18 protein-coding genes are annotated in these 20,258 nt (G+C 64.4%); 6 read left to right on the forward strand and 12 right to left on the reverse strand.

Annotated elements, in window-relative coordinates:
* Nucleotides 1-28: 28 nt before the first annotated feature.
* The 6 genes from V3314_RS17100 to V3314_RS17125 all read left to right on the forward strand — a co-directional run bounded on the left by V3314_RS17100 (nucleotide 29) and on the right by V3314_RS17125 (nucleotide 7,505).
* Nucleotides 29-1,480 carry a hypothetical protein gene (locus V3314_RS17100; RefSeq protein ID WP_046616877.1) on the forward strand — a complete coding sequence of 484 codons (1,452 nt, stop codon included), beginning with the start codon at nucleotides 29-31 and terminating at the stop codon, nucleotides 1,478-1,480.
* A gap of 62 nt (nucleotides 1,481-1,542) precedes the next feature.
* Nucleotides 1,543-2,223 (forward strand): C39 family peptidase, encoded by a 681-nt coding sequence (locus V3314_RS17105; RefSeq protein WP_046616878.1) that lies wholly within the window; start codon nucleotides 1,543-1,545, stop codon nucleotides 2,221-2,223.
* Nucleotides 2,224-2,267: 44 nt separating this feature from the next.
* A complete protein-coding gene (locus tag V3314_RS17110; RefSeq protein WP_338459347.1) occupies nucleotides 2,268-3,020 on the forward strand; it encodes a hypothetical protein in 753 nt (250 codons plus the stop codon).
* A gap of 46 nt (nucleotides 3,021-3,066) precedes the next feature.
* Nucleotides 3,067-4,347: a hypothetical protein gene (locus V3314_RS17115; RefSeq protein WP_046616880.1), complete on the forward strand. Its 1,281-nt coding sequence runs from the start codon at nucleotides 3,067-3,069 to the stop codon at nucleotides 4,345-4,347.
* A 135-nt stretch (nucleotides 4,348-4,482) separates the two neighbouring features.
* Entirely contained in the window at nucleotides 4,483-6,684 is a 2,202-nt protein-coding gene (locus V3314_RS17120) for an LTA synthase family protein (protein WP_046616881.1), read from the forward strand.
* A 92-nt stretch (nucleotides 6,685-6,776) separates the two neighbouring features.
* The gene (locus tag V3314_RS17125) at nucleotides 6,777-7,505 is read left to right on the forward strand and encodes a thioredoxin family protein (RefSeq protein ID WP_338459348.1); all 729 of its coding nucleotides are present in this window, start codon (nucleotides 6,777-6,779) and stop codon (nucleotides 7,503-7,505) included.
* Between the two features lie 120 nt (nucleotides 7,506-7,625).
* Here the strand turns inward: V3314_RS17125 and ureG are convergent, their stop codons facing one another.
* The 12 genes from ureG to V3314_RS17185 all read right to left on the reverse strand — a co-directional run bounded on the left by ureG (nucleotide 7,626) and on the right by V3314_RS17185 (nucleotide 20,230).
* The gene (gene ureG, locus V3314_RS17130) at nucleotides 7,626-8,249 is read right to left on the reverse strand and encodes an urease accessory protein UreG (RefSeq protein ID WP_046616883.1); all 624 of its coding nucleotides are present in this window, start codon (nucleotides 8,247-8,249) and stop codon (nucleotides 7,626-7,628) included.
* An 11-nt stretch (nucleotides 8,250-8,260) separates the two neighbouring features.
* A complete protein-coding gene (locus tag V3314_RS17135) occupies nucleotides 8,261-8,935 on the reverse strand; it encodes an urease accessory protein UreF (protein WP_338459350.1) in 675 nt (224 codons plus the stop codon).
* Nucleotides 8,935-9,480, reverse strand: a complete 546-nt coding sequence (locus V3314_RS17140; protein WP_046616885.1) for a HupE/UreJ family protein — start codon at nucleotides 9,478-9,480, stop codon at nucleotides 8,935-8,937. The genes V3314_RS17135 and V3314_RS17140 overlap by 1 nt, the downstream gene beginning before the upstream one ends.
* A gap of 17 nt (nucleotides 9,481-9,497) precedes the next feature.
* Nucleotides 9,498-10,043, reverse strand: coding sequence for an urease accessory protein UreE (ureE, locus tag V3314_RS17145; RefSeq protein WP_338459351.1), 546 nt, complete (start codon nucleotides 10,041-10,043; stop codon nucleotides 9,498-9,500).
* Nucleotides 10,044-10,053: 10 nt separating this feature from the next.
* Complete coding sequence (ureC, locus tag V3314_RS17150; protein WP_046616887.1) at nucleotides 10,054-11,757, reverse strand: urease subunit alpha; 1,704 nt, start codon at nucleotides 11,755-11,757, stop codon at nucleotides 10,054-10,056.
* Nucleotides 11,754-12,071 (reverse strand): urease subunit beta, encoded by a 318-nt coding sequence (locus tag V3314_RS17155; protein WP_025339426.1) that lies wholly within the window; start codon nucleotides 12,069-12,071, stop codon nucleotides 11,754-11,756. Before V3314_RS17155 ends, ureC begins: the two co-directional genes overlap by 4 nt.
* Before the next feature lie 19 nt (nucleotides 12,072-12,090).
* Nucleotides 12,091-12,393 (reverse strand): urease subunit gamma, encoded by a 303-nt coding sequence (locus V3314_RS17160; RefSeq protein WP_003256923.1) that lies wholly within the window; start codon nucleotides 12,391-12,393, stop codon nucleotides 12,091-12,093.
* Nucleotides 12,394-12,402: 9 nt separating this feature from the next.
* Nucleotides 12,403-13,236, reverse strand: a complete 834-nt coding sequence (locus tag V3314_RS17165) for an urease accessory protein UreD (RefSeq protein ID WP_046616888.1) — start codon at nucleotides 13,234-13,236, stop codon at nucleotides 12,403-12,405.
* 378 nt (nucleotides 13,237-13,614) lie between these two features.
* Nucleotides 13,615-14,529: a tyrosine-type recombinase/integrase gene (locus tag V3314_RS17170; RefSeq protein WP_338459354.1), complete on the reverse strand. Its 915-nt coding sequence runs from the start codon at nucleotides 14,527-14,529 to the stop codon at nucleotides 13,615-13,617.
* A gap of 258 nt (nucleotides 14,530-14,787) precedes the next feature.
* Nucleotides 14,788-17,049, reverse strand: coding sequence for an ATP-dependent DNA helicase (locus V3314_RS17175; RefSeq protein WP_338459355.1), 2,262 nt, complete (start codon nucleotides 17,047-17,049; stop codon nucleotides 14,788-14,790).
* Nucleotides 17,046-18,695: a VRR-NUC domain-containing protein gene (locus tag V3314_RS17180; protein ID WP_338459356.1), complete on the reverse strand. Its 1,650-nt coding sequence runs from the start codon at nucleotides 18,693-18,695 to the stop codon at nucleotides 17,046-17,048. Before V3314_RS17180 ends, V3314_RS17175 begins: the two co-directional genes overlap by 4 nt.
* A 227-nt stretch (nucleotides 18,696-18,922) precedes the next feature.
* Complete coding sequence (locus tag V3314_RS17185) at nucleotides 18,923-20,230, reverse strand: MFS transporter (protein WP_052970538.1); 1,308 nt, start codon at nucleotides 20,228-20,230, stop codon at nucleotides 18,923-18,925.
* Nucleotides 20,231-20,258: the final 28 nt, after the last annotated feature.

Below are 20,258 nucleotides of genomic sequence, written 5' to 3' on the forward strand. Positions count from 1 at the left end.
ACTTAACCTAATCGTACGGAGAATCACCATGAAACCCTCGATGGCAATCAAGCCTCTGGTTTTCGCAATTGCTGCGGTCATGGCTGTTGCTGTACAAGCTGATCAGAACGACCGGCGTGGCGGGCACCACAATGGTCACCACAATAATGGGCATCACACCCCTCCTCCCACCAAGATCCCTGTGTATGCCACAGCCAACGCCATGGACAGCCAACGCAGCACGGGTAATACCATCACCAACCAAGGCACCATCAACGAAGCCGAAATGAGCAGCTCGGCCACGGGCGCAAGTGGCAACGTGGGTGTCAACGTGGCAGCCGGTAACGGCAACCAGCAGGACAATGCTGCGGCCATTGCCAATGCATCGTCCGAGTCCAGCCTGGACAACAGCTTCGTGTTCGGCACCGCCGAAGCCACAGCTGACGTACGCCAGTTCAGCAACAACAACCGTGTCGACAACTGGTCCACCCAGAACTCAGCGGTCATGACCGGCTCGGCCGATGGTGCGGAGGGTAACGTCGGCATCAACATCGCTGGCGGCGACCTGAACCAGCAGAAGAACACCATGGCCATCGCCAACACCGGCGCCCCGCTGGGCAATGCCACTGCCACCGCCACTGCCGACCAGAACGGCCCAGGCCTGACGGTGAACAACGGCGCCGACCGCACCTACCGGGTGGATACGCTGACCATCACCACTACCAAGAGCGGCTCCAGCTCGCGTGAGGGCACGTTCAATTCGACTGACGACCGCAGCTCGTCCTCGAGCTTCAGCGTGGCCGGCTCGCAAAGCGCCAGTTCCAGTGGCTCCAGTGGCTGGAACTCCAGCGGTTCGAGCAGCATGAACGCCAGCGGTTCGCACAGTTCCAGTGCCAGCGGCTCCAACAGCTGGAATGCCAGTGGCTCGATGGCTGGCAACGCCAGTTCGTCCAGCAGTGCCAGCCTGAGCGCCTCCTTGGCCGCGGCAGCCGATGCGACCCGCACCAGGACCACCGATTACGGCCGTCACGAGCGCACTCGCACCGACAGCTTCGATGCCTCGCTCAATGCATCGCTCAATGTGGATGTCGACCACTCGCGGGAAAGCTCTTACGACAAGTCGTTCGAGAAGGCATTCGACTCGTCGTACGACAAGTCTCGCCAATCGAGCTACGAGAAGTCTCGCGACTCCTCGTATGAGAAGGCTCACGAGTCGTCCTATGCCAACGCATCGGAATCGGCGTTTGAAAAGTCTGGCGAGAAATCGTCTCAATCGTCGAACGACGTGTCGAAGAGCTACAGCGAAAGCAGTGCCTACGACTTGAGCAATACCGTGTCCTTCCAAGTGCTGACCCCGACCGGCTGGGCCAACCCTGTTACCAACACTGCAACCCTTAGCGGTTCGGTGAACGGTGGCAGCGGCAACCTGGGCGTGAACGTGGCGGCCGGTGTGGGCAACCAGCAGAGCAACTCGCTGGCCATCTCCAACACCTCGTTCTGATCGCTGTGCTTGAGGCCCCCTTCGGGGGGCCTTTCTTCAACAGACCCGGAAGGCATCCGATCATGCGCATCATTGCCCTGGCGTTTTTGCTGTGCCTGGCCAGCGTGAGCGAAGCGGCACAAATGCCGCTGTCCGTCCTGCCGGGCGGCGCCGTGGTGTTCAAGCCCATCCAGAGCATACGCGAGCGCAAGTTCGCCGACCTGGTGCAACAGAAGACCGACTTCAGCTGCGGCGCAGCCGCGCTGGCCACCATCCTGCGCCAGGCCTACTGGCTGGACGTGGACGAACAACAGATCATCGAAGGCATGCTGGCCCACGCCGACCAGGACCTGGTGCGCACGCAAGGCTTCTCGATGCTCGACATGAAACGCTACGTGGAAAGCCTGGGGATGCGTGCCCGTGGCTACCGGGTAGCACCCGAGACCCTGCACAGCGTGCGGATTCCGGTCGTGGTGCTGATGGAGGTGCGCGGATACAAGCACTTCGTGGTCATGCAGAAGGTCGACAAGGGCTGGGTGTACATCGGTGACCCGGTACTGGGCCACAAACGCTACAAGGTCGACGATTTTCTCAAGGGCTGGAACGGCATCATCTTCGCCGTCATCGGCCAGGGCTACGACAAGAACAATGTCCTGCTCGACCCGCCGCTACCCCTGACTGCCAAGGGCCGGGTGAGCACCTTCACTCCGGTACGTGATGCAGAACTGCTGGATTTCGGGTTCATCAAAAGCGACTTCTTCTAACTTCTTGCAACGACAAGGAGCACGAGGCTCCGGGGAGTACCCCAATGAAGAATGCATTCTGGCTTGCAATTGCATGCCTGACCGTCAGCCTTCCTACCCATGCCGAAACGTTCAAGCCCATCGAGTTGAAGGACCACGAGCTGGCGAGCCTGCGTGGCCGCTACGTGATGCCCGGGCGGATCGTGAGTTTCGGTATCGTCATGTCCAGCACCTGGCAGAATGCCAAAGGGGACATGATCGGTGCGACGAGCACGATGCAGATTCAGCAGTCGACCATCAAACCGCAATTCTATGTGTCGTTGGTTGACGAAAGCGGCACTGGCACGGCATCTGCTGGAGCCACGGCACCGGGTACCGGTACCGTTACAGGCGGTGCCGGCCTCAACACCACAGAGGGTGTGACCCAGGTGGTACGCGCAGCTGGCGACAACAATACCGCCTACAACAATGTTGCGATCAATGTCTCCAAGGCCGACCAGGCGCCCACCGGGCAGCCACAGGGCCAGGCGCTGGCCAACGGCCAGACGCTGACGGGGGCAAACGGCGCAGGTGCGCTGAGCGTGTCCGCCAGCGGCGCAGGGGTGCAGTTCAATATCAGTGCCAGCAACAACCAGGGCAACAGCATGCAGCGCCTGGCGCAGGGTGGCCTGATGCAGAACTCGACGCTGCTGGGCAATGGCAACCGGGTCAATAACGTCACCACCCTCAATGTGGTGATGCGCGAAAGCGTGCCAACCGCCGCGTCGCTGAACGGTAGCCTCGATCAGCTCAAAGGTCTTCGCACATTTGGATACTGATCTACGCTCAGTCTCATCAAAAGTAGTCGGCAGGGACGGCAATTCCATGCACCGATCTTTATCGCTCAAAGCTTTTGTGTGTTTGACCACCTTGGCCCCGGCCACATTGCTCTACGCCGCAGCCGACCCTCAGGTCGAGGCTCTCAAGCAGGAACTGATGGAGCTGAAACGCCGCTACGAAGCCCAGCAGCAAGCGCTGATGGTGCTGGAGCAGCGCGTGCGCCAGGTAGAGGAAACCCCGACTGCACCACCGCCCAAACGCCTGGTCAGGTCCCCGGCTGAAGGAGTCAAGGGCGCACAGACGGTGGCTTCGGGCGCACCGGGTACCACCGGCAGCTCCTATGGCCAGGCGCTCACCGCTGACGCTGAACCGGCTCAGAGCGTGTCCAACCTGTACGACGAGGCCAGCGGCTTTTTCGGCGGTGGCAAGTTCAGCTTCGAGACCGGTGTCACCTATACCCATTACGATACCCGGGCGCTGGTGCTCAACGGCTTCCTGGCACTGGACTCGATCTTCCTCGGCAGTATCAACCTTGACCGGGTGAAGGCAGATAACTGGACCCTGGACATGACTGCCCGCTACAACCTAGCCCAGCGCTGGCAGTTCGATATCAACGTCCCGGTGGTGTACCGCGAATCCACCTACTCTTCCGGCGGTGCAGGGGGCGCCGGGGCGAGCACCTCGGACGAAACCGTAACCCGCGACCCGGAGATCGGCGACGTCAACGTCGGCATCGCCTACAAGTTCCTCGACGAAGACGAGACCTGGCCTGACGCCGTCGCTACCTTGCGCATCAAGGCGCCGACCGGCAAAGACCCCTATGGCATCAAACTGCGCCAGGTGGAGGGCAACGACAACCTGTCGGTACCGGAAAGCCTGCCGACCGGCAACGGCGTCTGGTCGATCACGCCGGGCATCTCGCTGGTCAAGACGTTCGACCCGGCCGTGTTGTTCGGCAGCCTGTCCTACACCTACAACATGGAGGACTCGTTCAGTGACATCAGCCCACAGGTCAACAGCAAGGTGCCCGGCGACGTTAAGCTGGGCGACTCGTGGCAGATCGGCGGCGGTATCGCCTTTGCCCTGAACGAGAAGATGAGCATGTCGTTCTCGGTGTCCGACCAGTTCGCCCGCAAGAGCAAGATAAAACCGGATGGCGGCGACTGGCAGTCGATCTCCAACAGCGACTACAACGCAGCCAACTTCAACATCGGCATGACCTTCGCCGCCACCGACAACCTGACCATCGTGCCCAACCTGGCCATTGGTCTGACCGATGACGCACCGGACTTTTCCTTCAGCCTGAAATTCCCCTACTACTTCTGATACTTGCCATCGGCCGGGCCTGCGCGAACGGGCCCCGCGCCTGGTTACCACCCCTGCCCGGCCCGCCTTCCCTGCCGCGGCCTGTTATCATCAAGCACAGTTGCATGACGATTTAATGGCAAAAGGGATGTTTTTGTGAAGAACCTGTCAGACCACCCACGTACCCGGCTTGTCGCCCTGGCGGCCCTGGTACTGGTGATCCCACTGGGTACGCGCGCCATGCTGGGTTGGTCCAACCCGCTCGGTTACCTGTCCGACCTCGCCCTTGGCAGCTTGCTGGTCTTGCTGCTGCACCGTCGGCCGTGGTGGCTGGCGCTCCCCGTATTGCTGGCCTGGTCGGCCCTTTGGGTGGCTTCGGCCGAACTGGTGAGCGCGGTGGGTCGTTTGCCTACCAGCGCCGACCTGACCTACCTGGTCGACCCGCAGTTCATGGAAAACTCGACCGGTGGCGGCCTGGCCCATGCCTGGCTGCCCTGGGCCATGGGCGCCGGCCTGTTGGCCTGGCTGGCCAGCGCCTGGCGCAGCCGTACCCACCCCAGCCAGCCGCTGCCACGCACGGCCTGGGCCATTCCGCTGCTGCTGTTCGGCGCCCATTGGGGCAGCCAGCAACTGGTACCTTCCGACGCCGACCAATGGCGGCAATACAACCTCACCCACCAGCTGCTGTCGGCCGGAGCCGGCAACCTGCAGCGCCAGGTCCAAGGCTGGATGGGCCGGACACAAACTTTCACCCCTATGGCCAGCACTGGTCTGACCCAGTCCGACCTGCATGGCCAGCGCCTGCTCGCCGGGCCAGGCAACGCCCGCAACCTGCTGGTCATCACCGTGGAAGGCATCCCCGGGGCCTATTTGCGGCCCAACCGCCAGGCCTTGCACAGCCGCTTCGACGAAGAGCTGATGCCCAAGCTCAGCCAGTGGGCCGAGCGCGGCATGAACACCCCGGACTACGTACTGCACACCCACCAGACCATCCGTGGCCTGTACGCGATGCTGTGCGGTGATTACGACAAGTTGGCCAACGGCACGCCCAAAGGCATGGAACTGCTGACCCAGAACGAACGCAACCAGGCCTGCCTGCCGGCGCAGTTGCGCCAGGCCGGCTTCACTACCCACTACCTGCAAGGCGCCGGCCTGCGCTTCATGGCCAAGGACCGCATCATGCCGCACATCGGCTTTGACGCGGTGCATGGCCAGGAGTGGTTCCGTAACAAGAACTACCTGGACTTCCCCTGGGGCAAGGATGACCGCGCCTTCTTCGAAGGTGCGCTGGATTACGTCGGCCAGCTGCAAAGGCAGGACAAGCCATGGATGCTGACCCTGCTCACCGTGGGCACCCACCAACCGTACTCGGCACCGACCGAGTACCTGGAGCGCTACGACACGCCGAAACAGGCGGCAGTCGCCTACCTGGACGACGCACTCGGTACATTCCTCGACAACCTCGAACGCCAGGGCGTACTCAAGGACACCCTGGTGGTGGTGACTTCCGACGAGTCCCACGGCATCGACGGTGTGCGCCTGGCCTCGTCCTGGGGCTTCAACCTCACCCTGGCACCCGAGCAGGCGCAGTTGCCACGGATCAAGCGCGGTACCTATGGCCATATCGACCTGGCCACCTCCCTGCTCGACTACTTTGCCCTGCCCATCCCCATGGCGCTCGGCGGTCGCTCGCTGTACCGCGACTACGACAGCGGTCGCGAGATGATCTCCTACACCAATGGCATGCTGCGCTATCACGACGGCCAGGGTGTTTTCACCGAATGCGACTTCCAGCAGCGCTGCCGGCGCTACGCCAGCGAGGGCTTCATCGCCGACCAGGCACGTTACCTGGGCCCGGGCGATAGCCTGCTCGGCCAGCAGATCGGCGCCCTTGCCGGGGTGCTAGACCAGTCCCTGCTGCAAACACCGCTCAACCTGCGTTACCAGTTCGGTGGCCCATCGCCGATCCAGCTGCGCAAGCGCATCAAAGATGACTGGGCCGACAACCTGATCGGCGCCCAGTACCTGGAAATGCCCGAGGGTTCGCATACCCGCGTACGGGTAAAGGTACGTTCGCTGGACCCCAGGCGCGCAGCCTATATCCAGCTCAAGGCAAAGCAGCTGGAGCAGGACGTACCGCTGGGCTTGCCTGACGAAGTAAAAGTCACTACCGACGAGCCGCTGGAGATGGAGTTCAGCTTCGACAACCCGACCGCGCGCAAGGCGTTTTCCTTCCATCTGCTGGGCTATGGCGGTGGCCAGGTGGAAATCAGCGACTTCAGCGTGATCACCGCGCTGCCTGGGGAAGATGAAGCAGCGGATGAACTGAGCGAAGGGCATATCGCCCATTCGGGCTGAGCAATACCACTCATCGCCTGGCCGCCGCGGCCTGTCGATCCGACCTGCCCGTGCTCGACTAGTGTGTGAATCCCAAATGTGGAGACAGCACCATGAGCACGAGCGAAAGCAGGCACCCGGTGGTTTCCCGCAGCCAGTGGCTGGCGGCCAGGCGGCAGCTGTGGCTGCACGAAAAGGCCTTCACCCACCACCGCGATGCGCTGGCAGCAGCCCGTCGCGCCCTGCCTTGGGTAAAGGTGGAGCAGGACTATCGCTTCCAGGGGCCGGACGGCGAACTGAGCCTGGCCGACCTGTTCGCGGGCCGCAGCCAATTGCTGGTTTACCACTTCATGTTCGCCGAGGGCTGGAGCGAAGGTTGCCCCGGCTGCTCGTTCCTGGCCGACCACTTTGACGGCGCCAACTTGCACCTGGCGCATCACGACGTGTCGTTGGTGGCGGTGTCGCGGGCACCGTATGCCGAGTTCCAGGCCTTCCGCCGGCGCATGGGCTGGCAGTTCCCCTGGTATTCGTCACATGGCAGCGGGTTCAACGAGGACTTTGGCGTCAGCGTCGGCAGCGAGGGCCAGCGGCAGTACAACTATGAGCCATATGAGGGCGATGAAAGCGAGCTTCCCGGGCTGAGTGCGTTCTACCGCGAGCCCGATGGCAGCGTGTACCACACCTACTCAACCTATGCCCGCGGGCTGGACATCCTGGTCAATACCTACAACTTTCTCGATATTGCGCCACTGGGGCGCAACGAGGGGGCGACCATGGATTGGGTGCGGCACCATGACCGTTATGAAGGGCAGCCGGATAAACCTCACTGCTGCCACAAATAACGGGAGGCAACACATATCCCTTGTGGGAGCGGGCATGCCCGCGAACACCGGCAAAGCCGGTGCCAGGCACCGCGTCGCCTGTTTCGCGGGCGCGCCCGCTCCCACTGGGGCCGCGATATGTCAGCCACGCACACCCAGCATCCCGCGCTCGACGATGAAGTCGATCACCGTCTGCAGCCCCTCGCCCTTCTTCAGGTTGCTGAAGGTCCAGGGCCGCTGCGGGCGCATGCGCTGGGTATCGCGCTCCATCACTTCCAGCGAAGCCCCCACGTAGGGCGCCAGGTCGGTCTTGTTGATCACCAGGAAGTCCGACTTGGTAATCCCCGGCCCACCCTTGCGCGGGATCTTCTCGCCTTCGGCCACGTCGATCACGTAGATGGTCAGGTCGGCCAGCTCCGGGCTGAAAGTCGCACTCAGGTTATCACCGCCGCTTTCGACGAAGATCACCTCGAGGTTGCCAAACTTGCGCGCCAGGGCTTCGACCGCCGCCAAATTCATCGAGGCGTCTTCACGTATCGCCGTGTGCGGACAGCCGCCGGTCTCCACGCCGACGATGCGCTCCGGCTCGAGGGCCCCGGCTTCGGTGAGGATGCGCTGGTCCTCCTTGGTGTAGATATCGTTGGTGACCACTGCGATCTGGTAGTGGTCGCGCATGGCCTTGCACAAGGCCTCGAGCAGCGCCGTCTTGCCGGAGCCGACCGGGCCGCCGACACCGACGCGCAGGGGTTGTTGATAGCTTTGCATGCAGGCAGTCCTCAGGAACGGAACAAACGGGTGTATTGGGTTTCGTGACGCGATGAGGCAATGGCCAGCAACGGCAGGCCGCCACCAAGCTGGTCATCGCCCAGGGCCAGTGCCCGGTCGAGCGCCGCGGGCAGCTCTGCTCCCAGGTCGCGCAGCAAGGTCTGGGCAGCCTGCTGGCCGAACGGCACCAGCTTGACCCCAGCCATTACCGCGCCCTCCAGCCAGGCAAAGCCATGGCCCAGGGCCAACTGGCGCAGTGGGATAGCCCAGTGCGCAGCCAGCCAGGCCATACCGCCCAGCTGGGTGAGTTCGAGGCTGGCTCGCCAGGCCGGCGCCTGGCCCAGTTGCCAGCCGTCCAGCAGCCGTGCCAACGCCGCGCCGCGCTGCTGTTCTTCCAGGCGCAGCTCGGCCGTTTCGCGGTTGGCCAGCAGAAAGCGGCTCCAATGGCCGAAGGCCTCGGTGTCCTCGGCCTGGCAGGCTTGGTACAGGCGTGCCAGCACCGGCCAGTCGAGGCAGGCCAGGGTGTCGTCGATCTGTTCGCGCTGCCAGGCAGCGAAACCATCCACGTCCCGTACCCAACCCGCCTCGACCGCCCACTCCAGGCCTTGCGAGTAGGTAAAACCACCCACCGGCAAGCCAGGGCTGGCCAGTTGCAGCAGGCGCAACAGCGCCAGGTCGCTGTCCATCAACCGGCCAGGACCAGCGCGGCGCCGGCCAGCAGGCCACCGCCAAAGGCCTTCTGCAGGCCGCTGTGCCTGCGCAACAGGCAACCGACCGCGAAACCGGCCGCCAGCAACAGGCCGCTCACCGTGACGAAGCCGGCGCTGAACTGCCAGAACGCGCTTGGCGTGGCTTCCACGCCATGGGCCCAGCCATGGAACAGGGCGAACACCGGCATGGCCATGGCCAGCAGCAGTTGGCGGCTGGGCAACAGCACTGCACCGGCAGCCACCAGCAGCGACACGGCAATCAGGGTTTCCATGCCCAGTACATCGCCGAACAGGTGGCCGCACACCGCGCCGCCGAACATCGCCGCCAAGGTTGCCAGGGGTAGCGTCAGGCTGCGCCGGGTCAAAGCGGCGAGTACACCGGTGCCCAGCAGCATCAGCAGGTGGTCAAGACCAGTCAGCGGGTGCAGCAGGCCGTCGTGCAGCGGGTTGGCGTCGTGCCCAGGGTGGGCGAAGGCAGGCAGAGCCAGCATCAGCAGAAACAGGGCGAAAGTCTTTTTCATCGGTTGCTCCAGGCAGTTCAGGAATGGGCAGGCAGGCGCACGAACGGGTGATCGTGGCCGTGGGCGTGGCTATGGCTATGGCTGTGGCTGTGGCTGTGGCTGTGGCTGTGGCTGTGGCTGTGGCTGTGCGGTGCACTTTGGTAGGCGCCCGCTTCAGGCTCGAACGGCGCCTGTTCGGCCTCTACCGTCAGGCCCAGGCCACGCAACATGTCGTCCAGCACGTGGTCGTGCTGGAAACGCAACAGGCCGGGTTCGATCTGCAGCGGCACATGGCGGTTGCCCAGGTGATAGGCCGCGCGGGCCAGCAGGAGCGGGTCGGCGCAGCGCACCGTGGACACCGCCTCGGGCGCCGCCAGCACACGGATCAGCTGAGTACCCTCGGCATCGGCCAGCAGTTCGCCCCCGCGCAGCAGGTGGCCGCGCTCGAGCATCAGCCCGGCTTCGCGACCATCATCCAGGGTCACCCGCAGGCGGCTCTTGATGCGGCTGTCCACGTCCAGGGTAACGCTGCCGGTTTCGCCCAGCTTGCCGGGTTCGGTGATACGGCGGGTCAAGACAATCATCGGGGCTCCTTCAGAACAGGAAGTAACGCTGGGCCAGCGGCAGTTCGCGGGCCGGTTCGCAGACCAGCAGTTCGCCGTCGGCACGCACCTGGTAGGTCTGCGCATCGACCTCGATCAGCGGCTGCAAGGTGTTGTGGACCATGTCGGGCTTGCGCACCCTGCGGCAGCCGTGGGCCACGCCGATCAGGCTGCGCAGGTTCAACTCCTCGGCCAGGCCACGGTCCATCGCTGCCTGGGGCAGGAAGGTCATGCGCGTGGCATGCCGCGCCGCGCCCAGGGCGCCGAACATCGGGCGGTAGTGCACCGGTTGCGGCGTGGGGATGGAACCGTTGATGTCGCCCATCGGCGCGGTGACAATCATTCCGCCCTTGATCACCAGGGCCGGCTTGACCGCAAAGAACGCCGGTGCCCACAGCACCAGGTCGGCCAGCTTGCCGACCTCCACCGAGCCCACTTCGTGGCCGATGCCGTGGGTCAGTGCCGGGTTGATGGTGTACTTGGCGATGTAGCGCTTGACCCGGAAGTTGTCGCTGTAGCTGGTGTCCGGCGCCAGTGGCCCGCGGCGCAGCTTCATCTGGTGGGCCACCTGCCAGGTGCGCAGCACCACCTCGCCAACCCGGCCCATGGCCTGGGAGTCGGACGAGGTCATGGCAAAGGCGCCCATGTCGTGGAGGATGTCCTCGGCGGCGATGGTTTCGCGGCGGATGCGCGACTCGGCAAAGGCCACGTCTTCGGCGATGCTCGGGTCCAGGTGGTGGCAGACCATGAGCATGTCCAGGTGCTCGTCCACGGTGTTGATCGTGTACGGCAGGGTCGGGTTGGTCGAGGACGGCAACACGTTGGCCTGCCCCGCCGCGCGGATGATGTCCGGGGCGTGGCCGCCACCAGCACCTTCGGTGTGGAAGGTGTGGATGGTGCGGTCGCCGATGGCCGCCAGGGTGTCTTCGATGCAGCCGGACTCATTGAGGGTGTCGGTGTGGATCGCCACCTGGATGTCCATTTCCTCGGCCACGCCCAGGCAGCAGTCGATGGCTGCTGGCGTCGAACCCCAGTCTTCGTGCAATTTGAGCCCCACGGCGCCGGCCGCGATCTGCTCGCGCAGCGCTTCCGGCCGCGAGGCGTTGCCCTTGCCCAGCAAGCCGATGTTGATCGGCAGGCTGTCGGCGGCCTGGAGCATGCGCGCCAGGTACCAGGGGCCGGGTGTGCAGGTGGTGGCGTTGGTGCCGGTGGCCGGCCCGGTGCCGCCGCCGATGAAGGTGGTGACACCGCTGGTCAGCGCCTCGTCCACCTGCTGCGGGCAGATGAAGTGGATGTGCGAGTCGACGCCGCCGGCGGTGACGATCTTGCCCTCGGCCGCGATCACCTCGGTGCCGGGGCCCACGGGCACGTTCACGCCCGGTTGCACATCGGGGTTGCCAGCCTTGCCGATCACCGCGATACGCCCGTGCTTGATGCCGATATCGGCCTTGACGATGCCCCAGTGGTCGATGATCAGGGCATTGGTGAGTACCAGGTCCATGGCATCGGCGGCCAGCATCTGGCCCTGCCCCATGCCATCGCGGATGACCTTGCCGCCACCGAACTTTACCTCTTCGCCATAGATGGTGAAGTCGCGCTCCACCTCGACCCATAGCGCGGTGTCGGCCAGGCGTACGCGGTCACCTACCGTGGGGCCGAACATGTCGGCATAGGCCTGGCGGGAAATGCGGCTCATGCCCTGCCCTCCAGCGCGCCCATCACCTTGCCCTGGAAGCCATGGACCTCGCGCTTGCCGGCGTAGGCCACCAGCTGCACGGTGCGCGCCTGGCCGGGCTCGAAACGCACGGCGGTACCGGCGGGGATGTCCAGGCGAAAGCCCAGGGTCGGCGCGCGCTCGAACACCAGCGCCTCGTTGACTTCGTAGAAGTGGTAGTGCGAGCCGACCTGCACCGGGCGGTCGCCATGGTTGGCCACGCTGACGCTGACCGTCGCACGGCCGCTGTTCAGCTCGATGTCGCCGGCGGCGACCTGGATTTCACCTGGGATCATGCGGGGCTCCTGGGCAGTTTCAGACGATGGGGTCATGCACGGTCACCAGCTTGGTCCCATCCGGGAAGGTTGCTTCGACCTGCACGTCGTGGAGCATTTCGGCAATGCCAGGCATCACCTGCTCGCGGCTCAATACTTCGCGCCCCAGGCTCATCAGCTCGGCGACGGTGCGGCCATCACGGGCGCCTTCGAGCACGGCGGCACTGATCAGCGCTACCGCTTCCGGGTAGTTGAGCTTCAGTCCTCGGGCCAGGCGCCGCTCCGCCAGCAACGCGGCGGTGAACAGCAGCAGTTTGTCTTTCTCTCTCGGGGTCAGCTCCATGGCGCTCTCTCAGGTGGCCCAGATACGCGGCGGGCAGGCCGGCAGGCCGAGGACGGCCGGGCGCAGCACATGCCACAGGCGTTGCAGGGTGCGTTGCAGGTGTTGGTTGTCATGGTCAAGCACGCGGATCACCAGTAACGACCCAACCAGGGTCGCGCCGGCCGGGTTGACCATCTCGTCGAGCAGCGGGCGCACCAGATCCAGCACGGCCTGGTCGGCGGGTGCGGCGCAAAAGGTGGCCAGCAGCGGATGCCCGCCAAGCTTGTCCAGGCGCCCGCCTTCGACGCGCAGGCGCTCGTGCAGGCCCACTTCGTCGGGCAGTTCTATATGCAGGCGGCTGTCGAGGGCACCGTGGTCGAAACGCTCGTTCATCACCGGGCGCCCCAGGCACAGGGTTTCCCACGCCAGCAGGCGTGCCCCCGGCTCGAGGGTGAAACGGCTGTCGAGGCTGGCGCGGGCGCCGGAAAAGAAGATGCTGTCCTGCGGCAGCCACTCCAGGGTGCTGCCGGCGGCCAGGTGAAAGCGCTGGGCCAGACGCGCGGTCGGGCCGATGCTGCGGTAGAACTTGCTGGCGCCGGGCATGGTCAGCAGAGCGTGGCTGCCCGGCTCCAGCTGGATATCCAGTTCCAGGCGGTCGCCGGCCACAATCCCACCGGGCGGGTGCAGCACGTAGACATGGCACGGTGCACCTTCCGGATAGAACGGCCGCTGCACCAAAAGAGGTCCAAAATGCCGCCATGCACCAAGGCGGGTCACTTCGTCGCGCCTGACGAAGCGCAACTGCAGGTGAGCGCTCCAGCCCGCATCATCTTGTTGTTGTTCGATCTGCTCCGCGAGCGACATCCTGCGGCCCCTGAAATCCGTGGCCTGCTGGCCGTTTAGAGAGGCAGGCACGCATGACTACGGCATGCGTGGCCTGACCACTCGATCAAATTCGCAGGCTGGATATAGCAGGTTGCGGGCCAACTCCGCAGGTGAACGAAGATGAAACTTTTGCCACAGCCGCTCTGGCATCGGGCATACGGGCAGATGGCGCACAAAGTGGGGGCGCACTCAGGCCCTGTTTAGGTGCTGGACTGAGAGAATGCTGGGGCCGCTACGCGGCCCATCGCCGGCAAGCCAGCTCCCACAGGGATCGCGCATGACTTGAGGTCAGCGCGGTCGGGGTGGGAGCTGGCTTGCCGGCGATGGGCTGCACAGCAGCCCAAAGTGTGACGAAACTCAGTAATCGAAGCGGTCCACCGCACGCCGGCGTTCATTGTCGTCACGCCGGTCATAGATGGCCGTGGTCTGGATATTGGCGTGATGCGCCAGCTTCTGCGCAATGGACAGGTCGTGCTCTTCGATCACCCGGGTGATGAACGCCCGGCGGAAGTCGTGCGGCATGATTTTCACACCCACCTGCGCACCACGCTGGCGGGCAATGTAGTAAATGGCATGCTTGGTGATACGCGCCCGGGTGATATGACTGCCACGGCGGATGCGGTTGAACAGGAACGGGTCGTCTTCGGCCCCTGCCGGCAAGTCCTGGCGGCGCAGGTCCAGCCACGCCTGCAACTTCTCGAACGCCCATGGCGGGGCGTACTTGATCAGTTGGCGGTTGCCCTTGCCCAGCACCTGCAGGCTGCGCGCCTCGAAGTCGACCTGGTCCAGGTCGATGTCCACCGATTCAGACTTGCGCATACCGGTGCCGTACAGCAAGGCGATGATCGCCGCGTCACGCACACCCTGCGGCCGTGGGTCGGCCGCGCACACATCCATCAGCTCGCGAATCAGACTGCGGCGCAGGTTGCGCCCCGGCGGCAGGCGGCTGCCGGTGGCCGGCTTGACCTCGCGAATGTGCAGCAACTGCTCGTGATCGATCAGGCCCTGGCGCCATGCTTCGTTCATCACACCGCGGATGGCGTTGACGTACAGAGAGGAGCTGTTGGGTGCGTAACCGTCGGCACGCAGCGCCGCCACCAGACCGATCACATGGCCGGGCTCGAGCCGATGCCAGGGCACATCGACGATATTGCAGTCGACAAAACCCAGCCGGTCGGCAGCGTCCTGAAGGATGTAGCACATGGTTTGCTGGCTGGATGGGGCCAGGCGGGCCATGTACTGCAGCAGCGGGTTTTTCGAGAGATCGGACAAAACGTGAATCCTGTAGCGAAGCGTGGCCAGCAGCGAACCGGGCCAACCATGAAGCAAGTCAATACGACATACCAGCAGGTCCAATAACAGCAGAAAACGCATGTCATTCGGACCCGGAGAGGTGCCATCACCTTGATATACAAAGGGTTCGGAGCTGGCACGGATCGTGATCTTACCCCAATTGAGCCTTCTGAACGAACGAAGGCTAGCCTTGATGCCTGGATTGGGGCCGCTTTGCGGCTCATCGCCGGGGCCGCGTTAACCTCCCGGCGCCGGCCACCACCCCGGGAACATCTGCTGCACCCGGGGCTCGGCGAAGCGCTCGTCGATCAAGACCAGAACGCCACGGTCCTGGTCGCCCCGGATGACCCGCCCTGCTGCCTGAATGACCTTGCGCACGCCCGGGTAGAGATAGGCGTAATCGAACCCCGCACCAAACTGCCGCCCCAGACGCTGCTTGAACTGCTCATTGACCGGGTTGACCTGGGGTAGCCCGAGGGTGGCGACAAACGCGCCGATCAGCCGCGTGCCCGGCAAGTCCACCCCCTCCCCGAATGCACCACCCAGCACCGCAAAGCCCACCCCGCGGCCATCCGCCACAAAACGGTCGAGAAAGCCCTGGCGAGCTGCTTCGTCCATGGCCGGTTGCTGGGACCACATGGGAATCTGCGGATGCCGTTCGGCCAGCAGCCCGGCCACCTGTTGCAGGTACTCGAAACTGCTGAAGAACGCCAGGTAGTTGCCCGGCATACGCTCATACTGCCTGGCAATCAGCTCGACGATTGGCGCCAGCGAAGCCTGGCGTTGCAGGTAACGGGTGGATACCTGGCTGGCGATGCGCACTTCCAGCTGTTCGGCGCGAAACGGCGCGGCCACTTCCAGCCAGGCGGTATCGGCCGGCATGCCCAGCAGGTCGCTGTAGAAATGCCGTGGGCTCAGGGTGGCGGAAAACAGCGTCACGCTGCGCGCGGCCTGCATGCGTGGGCCCAACAGGCGCGCCGGGGTGATATTGCGCAGGCACAGGGTGGCCAGCCGCCGCTTGCGTGGCCCCTGGCGCTGGCTGATGTCGAACAGGAAGTGCTCGTCGAACAGCTCGGCAACCCGGCTGAACTGCAACGCCTGGTAGAAGAACTGCAGCACGTGCGGGTCCATTTGCGCAGGCGCCTGGTTCATCTGTTCCTGGATCAGCCCGATGCATTGCTGCAGGGCACGCAGCAATGCGTCTGGGAGCGAATCGCTGGCCTGGTACGGCGCACGCTGCTCCTTGTAGAGAGCGTTCCACTGCCGGTTCAAACGGTCCAGCGCACTGACCAGCCCGTGCGGTTTGCTCTGGCGCAGGGCCAGCAACTGGCCCTGGTCCAGGCTGGCGCTGTACATGCCGCGCCCGCGCTCGACCAGGTTGTGTGCCTCGTCCACCAGCACCGCGACCCGCCACTGGTTGGCCTGGGTCAGGCCGTACAACAAGGCGTGGGCATCGAAGTAGTAGTTGTAGTCCGCCACCAGCACGTCTACCCAACGCGCCATCTCCTGGCCCAGGTAATACGGGCACACCTGGTGCGCCAGGGCCACTTCGCGCAGCTGGGCGCGGTCGAGCATAGGCAACGCTGCCGCCGCCGCGCGTGCGGCCGGCAGGCGGTCGTAGAAGCCCGCAGCCAACGGGCAGGATTCACCATGGCAGGCCTTGTCGGGGTGCTCGCAGGCTTTGTCGCGGGCGATAAGCTCCAGCGTGCGCAAGGCCGGCTGCGGCGTGGCGTCGGTGATCTGGCGCATGGCATCCAGGGCCAGGGCCCGGCCCGGAGTCTTGGCGGTGAGAAAGAACAGCTTGTCCAGCTGCTGCGGCACCATGGCCTTGAGCAGGGGGAACAAGGTACCGAGGGTCTTGCCAATTCCGGTGCTGGCCTGGGCCATCAGGCAACGGCCGGTGCTCACCGCCTTGTACAGGGTTTCTGCCAGTTGTCGCTGGCCCTGGCGGAACACCGGATAGGGGAAGCCCAGTGCTTGCAGGCCCTGGTTACGCTCGGCCAGGCGCTGCTCCTGCGCTTGTGCCCAAGCCAGAAAGCGTTGGCACTGGGTTTCGAAGAACACCTGCAGTTCGGCAGCCGTGCAATGTTCACTGATCAGCGTCTGGCCATCGCTGTCCACGTCCAGGTAAACCAGCGCCACCTCGATGGCCGGCAGTTGCCGTGCCTGGCACATCAACCAGCCGTAGACCTTGGCCTGCGCCCAGTGCAACTGGCGGTGGTTGGCCGGCTGGCGCGACAGGTCGCCACGGTGGGTCTTGATTTCTTCCAGGCGGTTGCAGGCGGGGTCGTAACCGTCGGCGCGGCCACGCACTTTCAGCGTTTCGAACTGGCCTTCGAGGGCAATTTCCGACTCGTAGCCCGCAGCACGTCGCGCCACCACTCGCCGATGCCCCTCGATCCCCTCCTGGGCGGTAGGTGATGGCGTGAAGCGCAGGTCCAGGTCGCCGACCTTGGCGCTGAATTCGCACAAGGCGCGTACCGCCACGCTGTAGCTCAAGGCGTTTCGCTCCAGCGCACATGACACACTGCGACAGGCAGGCCGTGGGCCCGGCAGAACTCCAGCCAGCGCAGCTGGTTGTCTTGCAGGCGGTCACCGGGCCCCTTGACCTCGACCATGCGGTAGCGACCCTGTTCGGGCCAGAACTGGATCAGGTCGGGCATGCCGGCGCGGTTGTTGCGGATGTCCTGCAGCAGGCGCAGGAAGCACTGTTTCAAATGGGCCGCCGGCAGGCAGGCCAGGGCTTGCTCAAGCAATGCTTCACTGAGCACAGACCAGAACACGAATGGCGACTGCAGGCCTTGCTTGGCGGTGTAGCAGTCGAGAATCGCCCGGTGATGGCTGCCATCGTCGAGCCGCCCCAGGCACCGTTCGAACAGAGCACTGCGGCGTTGCTGGAAGTCGCCGTCGTGCAGGTCCTGCGGGGCGGCCTGGAACGGGTTGAAGAACGCGCCAGGCACCGGGGCGAAGATCGCCTCCCAGCACAGCAGGCCGAACAGGCTGTTGAACAGGGTGTTCTCCACGTAATGCACCGGCCCGTCGGCTTCGGCCAAGTGCTGGCGTACCGCCTCCTCTACACCCAGCGCTGCCCGTTCCCGAGGCAGTTCCAGCTCGATCAGCTCCAGGGGAGCGACACGCTGACGCCGCTGTGGCGGGCCACCGAGCTTGCGTGCCAGGCGTGGCAACATGCGTTCCAGCGCCTGCACTTCCAGGGCGTTGGCCGGTGCCGCAGCCAGTTGCAGCGCCAGCGCATGGGCCTGGGGCCACTGCTCGCTGCGCTCCAGCACCCGGACCTGGCGGATACGCGCCTGGGCATGACTGCATTGCGTGTACACAGCCATGGCCTGCGCCCAGTCGCCCAGGCGCTCGCAATGCTGGCCCAGGGCGAATTGCAGGCGCGCATGGCGCCGGGCCAACCATGGGTTGTCGCTGTGCAGGCCCTGCATGGCTGCCAGGATCGACAGCGGGTCGTCGCCCTGCTCCAGGCGCTCGGCACACTGGTGCAAGGCCATGGCCAGGTCGACTTCGGCGCGTTGTTGCAGGGCACGCGAATCGGTGCTGAACGGCACCTGCTCGTAGCGCAACAAGCCGAGGTCGGCGAGGACGAAGTCCGACCAGTCCTGGTACAGGTTGCCGAAGAACAGCAGGCGCATGCGGTCGCACAAGGGTTGCAGGCACCACTGGAGGATGCGCACGCCGCTGTCCGGAAACCACTCGGCCAATGACCGGGCTTGCAGGCCCAAGGGTTGCAGCTGTGCAAGCAGATCATGCTTGGCGGCGCGGGGGCGGCTCAGCTGTGGGGCAAAACAACGGGCGAATTCGTCCTTGCGCAGCAGGGCGAACAGCTGCTCCAGTTCCAGTTGCGCGGGCTCCCGTACCCAGCCGAGGGCCAGCAACGGGTGCAGGGCCTGCCCGGTATCGCCGATTTCGGCATAGTCGAGGCGGTCGCTGCGAAACAGCTCGCCTTTGCGCATGACCATGCGCACCATCAGGGCCTGCGCCGGGGCGTCCAGTTGGCCGAAGGTGCGGATGAAAGCCAGCTCCTGATCGTCGAGCAGGTCTTCGTAGCGCTGTTCGACCCACAGCAGCACCTGGCGGAAATTGTGCAGGTAGTAGAACGGGTCGTCGACGGAATGGGCGATCACGGGCTGGGGTCAGGCGGCTGAAATGGGTACTGGTTATACATACAGACCAATATGCCTGGCAAGTGCCGTGGGTCGCTCAACAATCGGCTATCGGCTTGGGGGCTGCTTTGCAGCCCAATCGCGACGCAAGGCCGCTCCCACAGGTATTGCAGTGCTGTTGAAACCAGCGCGATACCTGTGGGAGCGGCCTTGCGTCGCGATTGGGGCGCAAAGCGCCCCCCCGGAATTCACACCTGTTCCGTCGCCCCGACCATCTCCGCCGCCTTGACCTTGGCACTGCCAATCGGCGCCTGCAGCAGGAGGAAGTAGGCCAACGCCGAACACAGCGCCACCACCGCACTGATCATGAACGCCGTGGTGAACGAGCCCGAGTACTGGATGCTGAAGCCGGTGACGATCGGCGCCACCGAGCCGGCAATGTAGCCGCCAAAGTTCTGGATCGAGCCAAACGAGGCCACGCGCTGGCTGTCGACGATGGTGTTGACGATCATCCAGGCAGTGGCACTGGCCATGTTGATGCTGAACAGCGCCAGGCACAGCAAAATGATGCAACCGGTCAGGCCGGTGACGAACGACAGCGGCAGAGTGAACAGCGCCGCCAGCACCAGCCCGGTGATCACGCTGAACTTGCGGCTGGCCAGCACGCTCATGCCCCGTTTCACCAGCAAGTCACAGAAACGACCGGCAACGATCGTGCCCGCTGCGCCAAAGCCATAGGCCAGCGACACTACCCAGGCGGTCTTGTACAGGTCCAGGCCATGCTCGCGCTCGAAGTAGCCAGGCAGCCAGGTCAGGTGCAGCCAGAGCATGTAGATCACGCCCATGAAGCCCAGTACCGCACCCCAGGTACTACGGTGCTTGAACAGGTCCAGCCAGCCGGCGAAGTACGAGGCCTTCGGCGCTTGTGCAGTGGCTGCCGGCACCTGCTGCCCGCTTGGCAACGGCTTGCCCTCGGCAGCAAGCTCCGCCAGGTAGCGTGCCTTGCTTTTGTAGAAGGTCAGCCAGCACAGCGCCAGCACCACGCCGATCACACCGGTGATGATGAACATGCCGCGCCAGCCGAAGTTGACCATGAACAGCGTCAGCAAAGGTGGCGCCAGGCAAGGGCCGAGGCAGGTAGAGGACCAGACCACGCCGGTGGGAGTACCACGCTCGTTGGCATCGAACCACTCCGACAGGGCCTTGGCCGCGGATGGGAACATCGGCGCCTCGCCAATCCCCAGCAACACCCGCAAGCCCATGAAGCCGGCAAAACTGTTGACCATGCCGAACGCTGCCTGGGCCACCGACCAGCCCAGCAGCGAGGCACCGAGGGCGATCTTGCTGCCCAGGCGGTCGATGATCATGCCCATCGGCAGCTGGGCAAAGGCATAGGCAATGGAAAACGCCGACAACAGAATGCCCATCTGCGACGGGCTGATCATCATGTCTTTCTGGATCGAGGTGTTGGCGATCGACAGCGCACTACGGTCCAGGTAGTTGACGATGCCGATCAGCAGCAGGAACACGACGGTGATGCGTTGGTACTTCTTCATAGGGTTCATGTGATGACCTTTATTATTA

Origin of the sequence: Pseudomonas sp. TE3-3-F2023, assembly GCF_036784815.1 — a bacterium.
GTDB lineage: Bacteria > Pseudomonadota > Gammaproteobacteria > Pseudomonadales > Pseudomonadaceae > Aquipseudomonas > Aquipseudomonas pudica.

Bases quoted from the DNA above. Each gene is read 5' to 3' on its own strand.
- V3314_RS17100 (WP_046616877.1), top strand. From the start codon at position 29: ATGAAACCCTCGATGGCAATCAAGCCTCTGGTTTTCGCAATTGCTGCG.
- V3314_RS17105 (WP_046616878.1), top strand. From the start codon at position 1,543: ATGCGCATCATTGCCCTGGCGTTTTTGCTGTGCCTGGCCAGCGTGAGC.
- V3314_RS17110 (WP_338459347.1), top strand. From the start codon at position 2,268: ATGAAGAATGCATTCTGGCTTGCAATTGCATGCCTGACCGTCAGCCTT.
- V3314_RS17115 (WP_046616880.1), top strand. From the start codon at position 3,067: ATGCACCGATCTTTATCGCTCAAAGCTTTTGTGTGTTTGACCACCTTG.
- V3314_RS17125 (WP_338459348.1), top strand. From the start codon at position 6,777: ATGAGCACGAGCGAAAGCAGGCACCCGGTGGTTTCCCGCAGCCAGTGG.
- ureG (WP_046616883.1), bottom strand. From the start codon at position 8,249: ATGCAAAGCTATCAACAACCCCTGCGCGTCGGTGTCGGCGGCCCGGTC.
- V3314_RS17135 (WP_338459350.1), bottom strand. From the start codon at position 8,935: ATGGACAGCGACCTGGCGCTGTTGCGCCTGCTGCAACTGGCCAGCCCT.
- V3314_RS17140 (WP_046616885.1), bottom strand. From the start codon at position 9,480: ATGAAAAAGACTTTCGCCCTGTTTCTGCTGATGCTGGCTCTGCCTGCC.
- ureE (WP_338459351.1), bottom strand. From the start codon at position 10,043: ATGATTGTCTTGACCCGCCGTATCACCGAACCCGGCAAGCTGGGCGAA.
- ureC (WP_046616887.1), bottom strand. From the start codon at position 11,757: ATGAGCCGCATTTCCCGCCAGGCCTATGCCGACATGTTCGGCCCCACG.
- V3314_RS17155 (WP_025339426.1), bottom strand. From the start codon at position 12,071: ATGATCCCAGGTGAAATCCAGGTCGCCGCCGGCGACATCGAGCTGAAC.
- V3314_RS17160 (WP_003256923.1), bottom strand. From the start codon at position 12,393: ATGGAGCTGACCCCGAGAGAGAAAGACAAACTGCTGCTGTTCACCGCC.
- V3314_RS17165 (WP_046616888.1), bottom strand. From the start codon at position 13,236: ATGTCGCTCGCGGAGCAGATCGAACAACAACAAGATGATGCGGGCTGG.
- V3314_RS17185 (WP_052970538.1), bottom strand. From the start codon at position 20,230: ATGAAGAAGTACCAACGCATCACCGTCGTGTTCCTGCTGCTGATCGGC.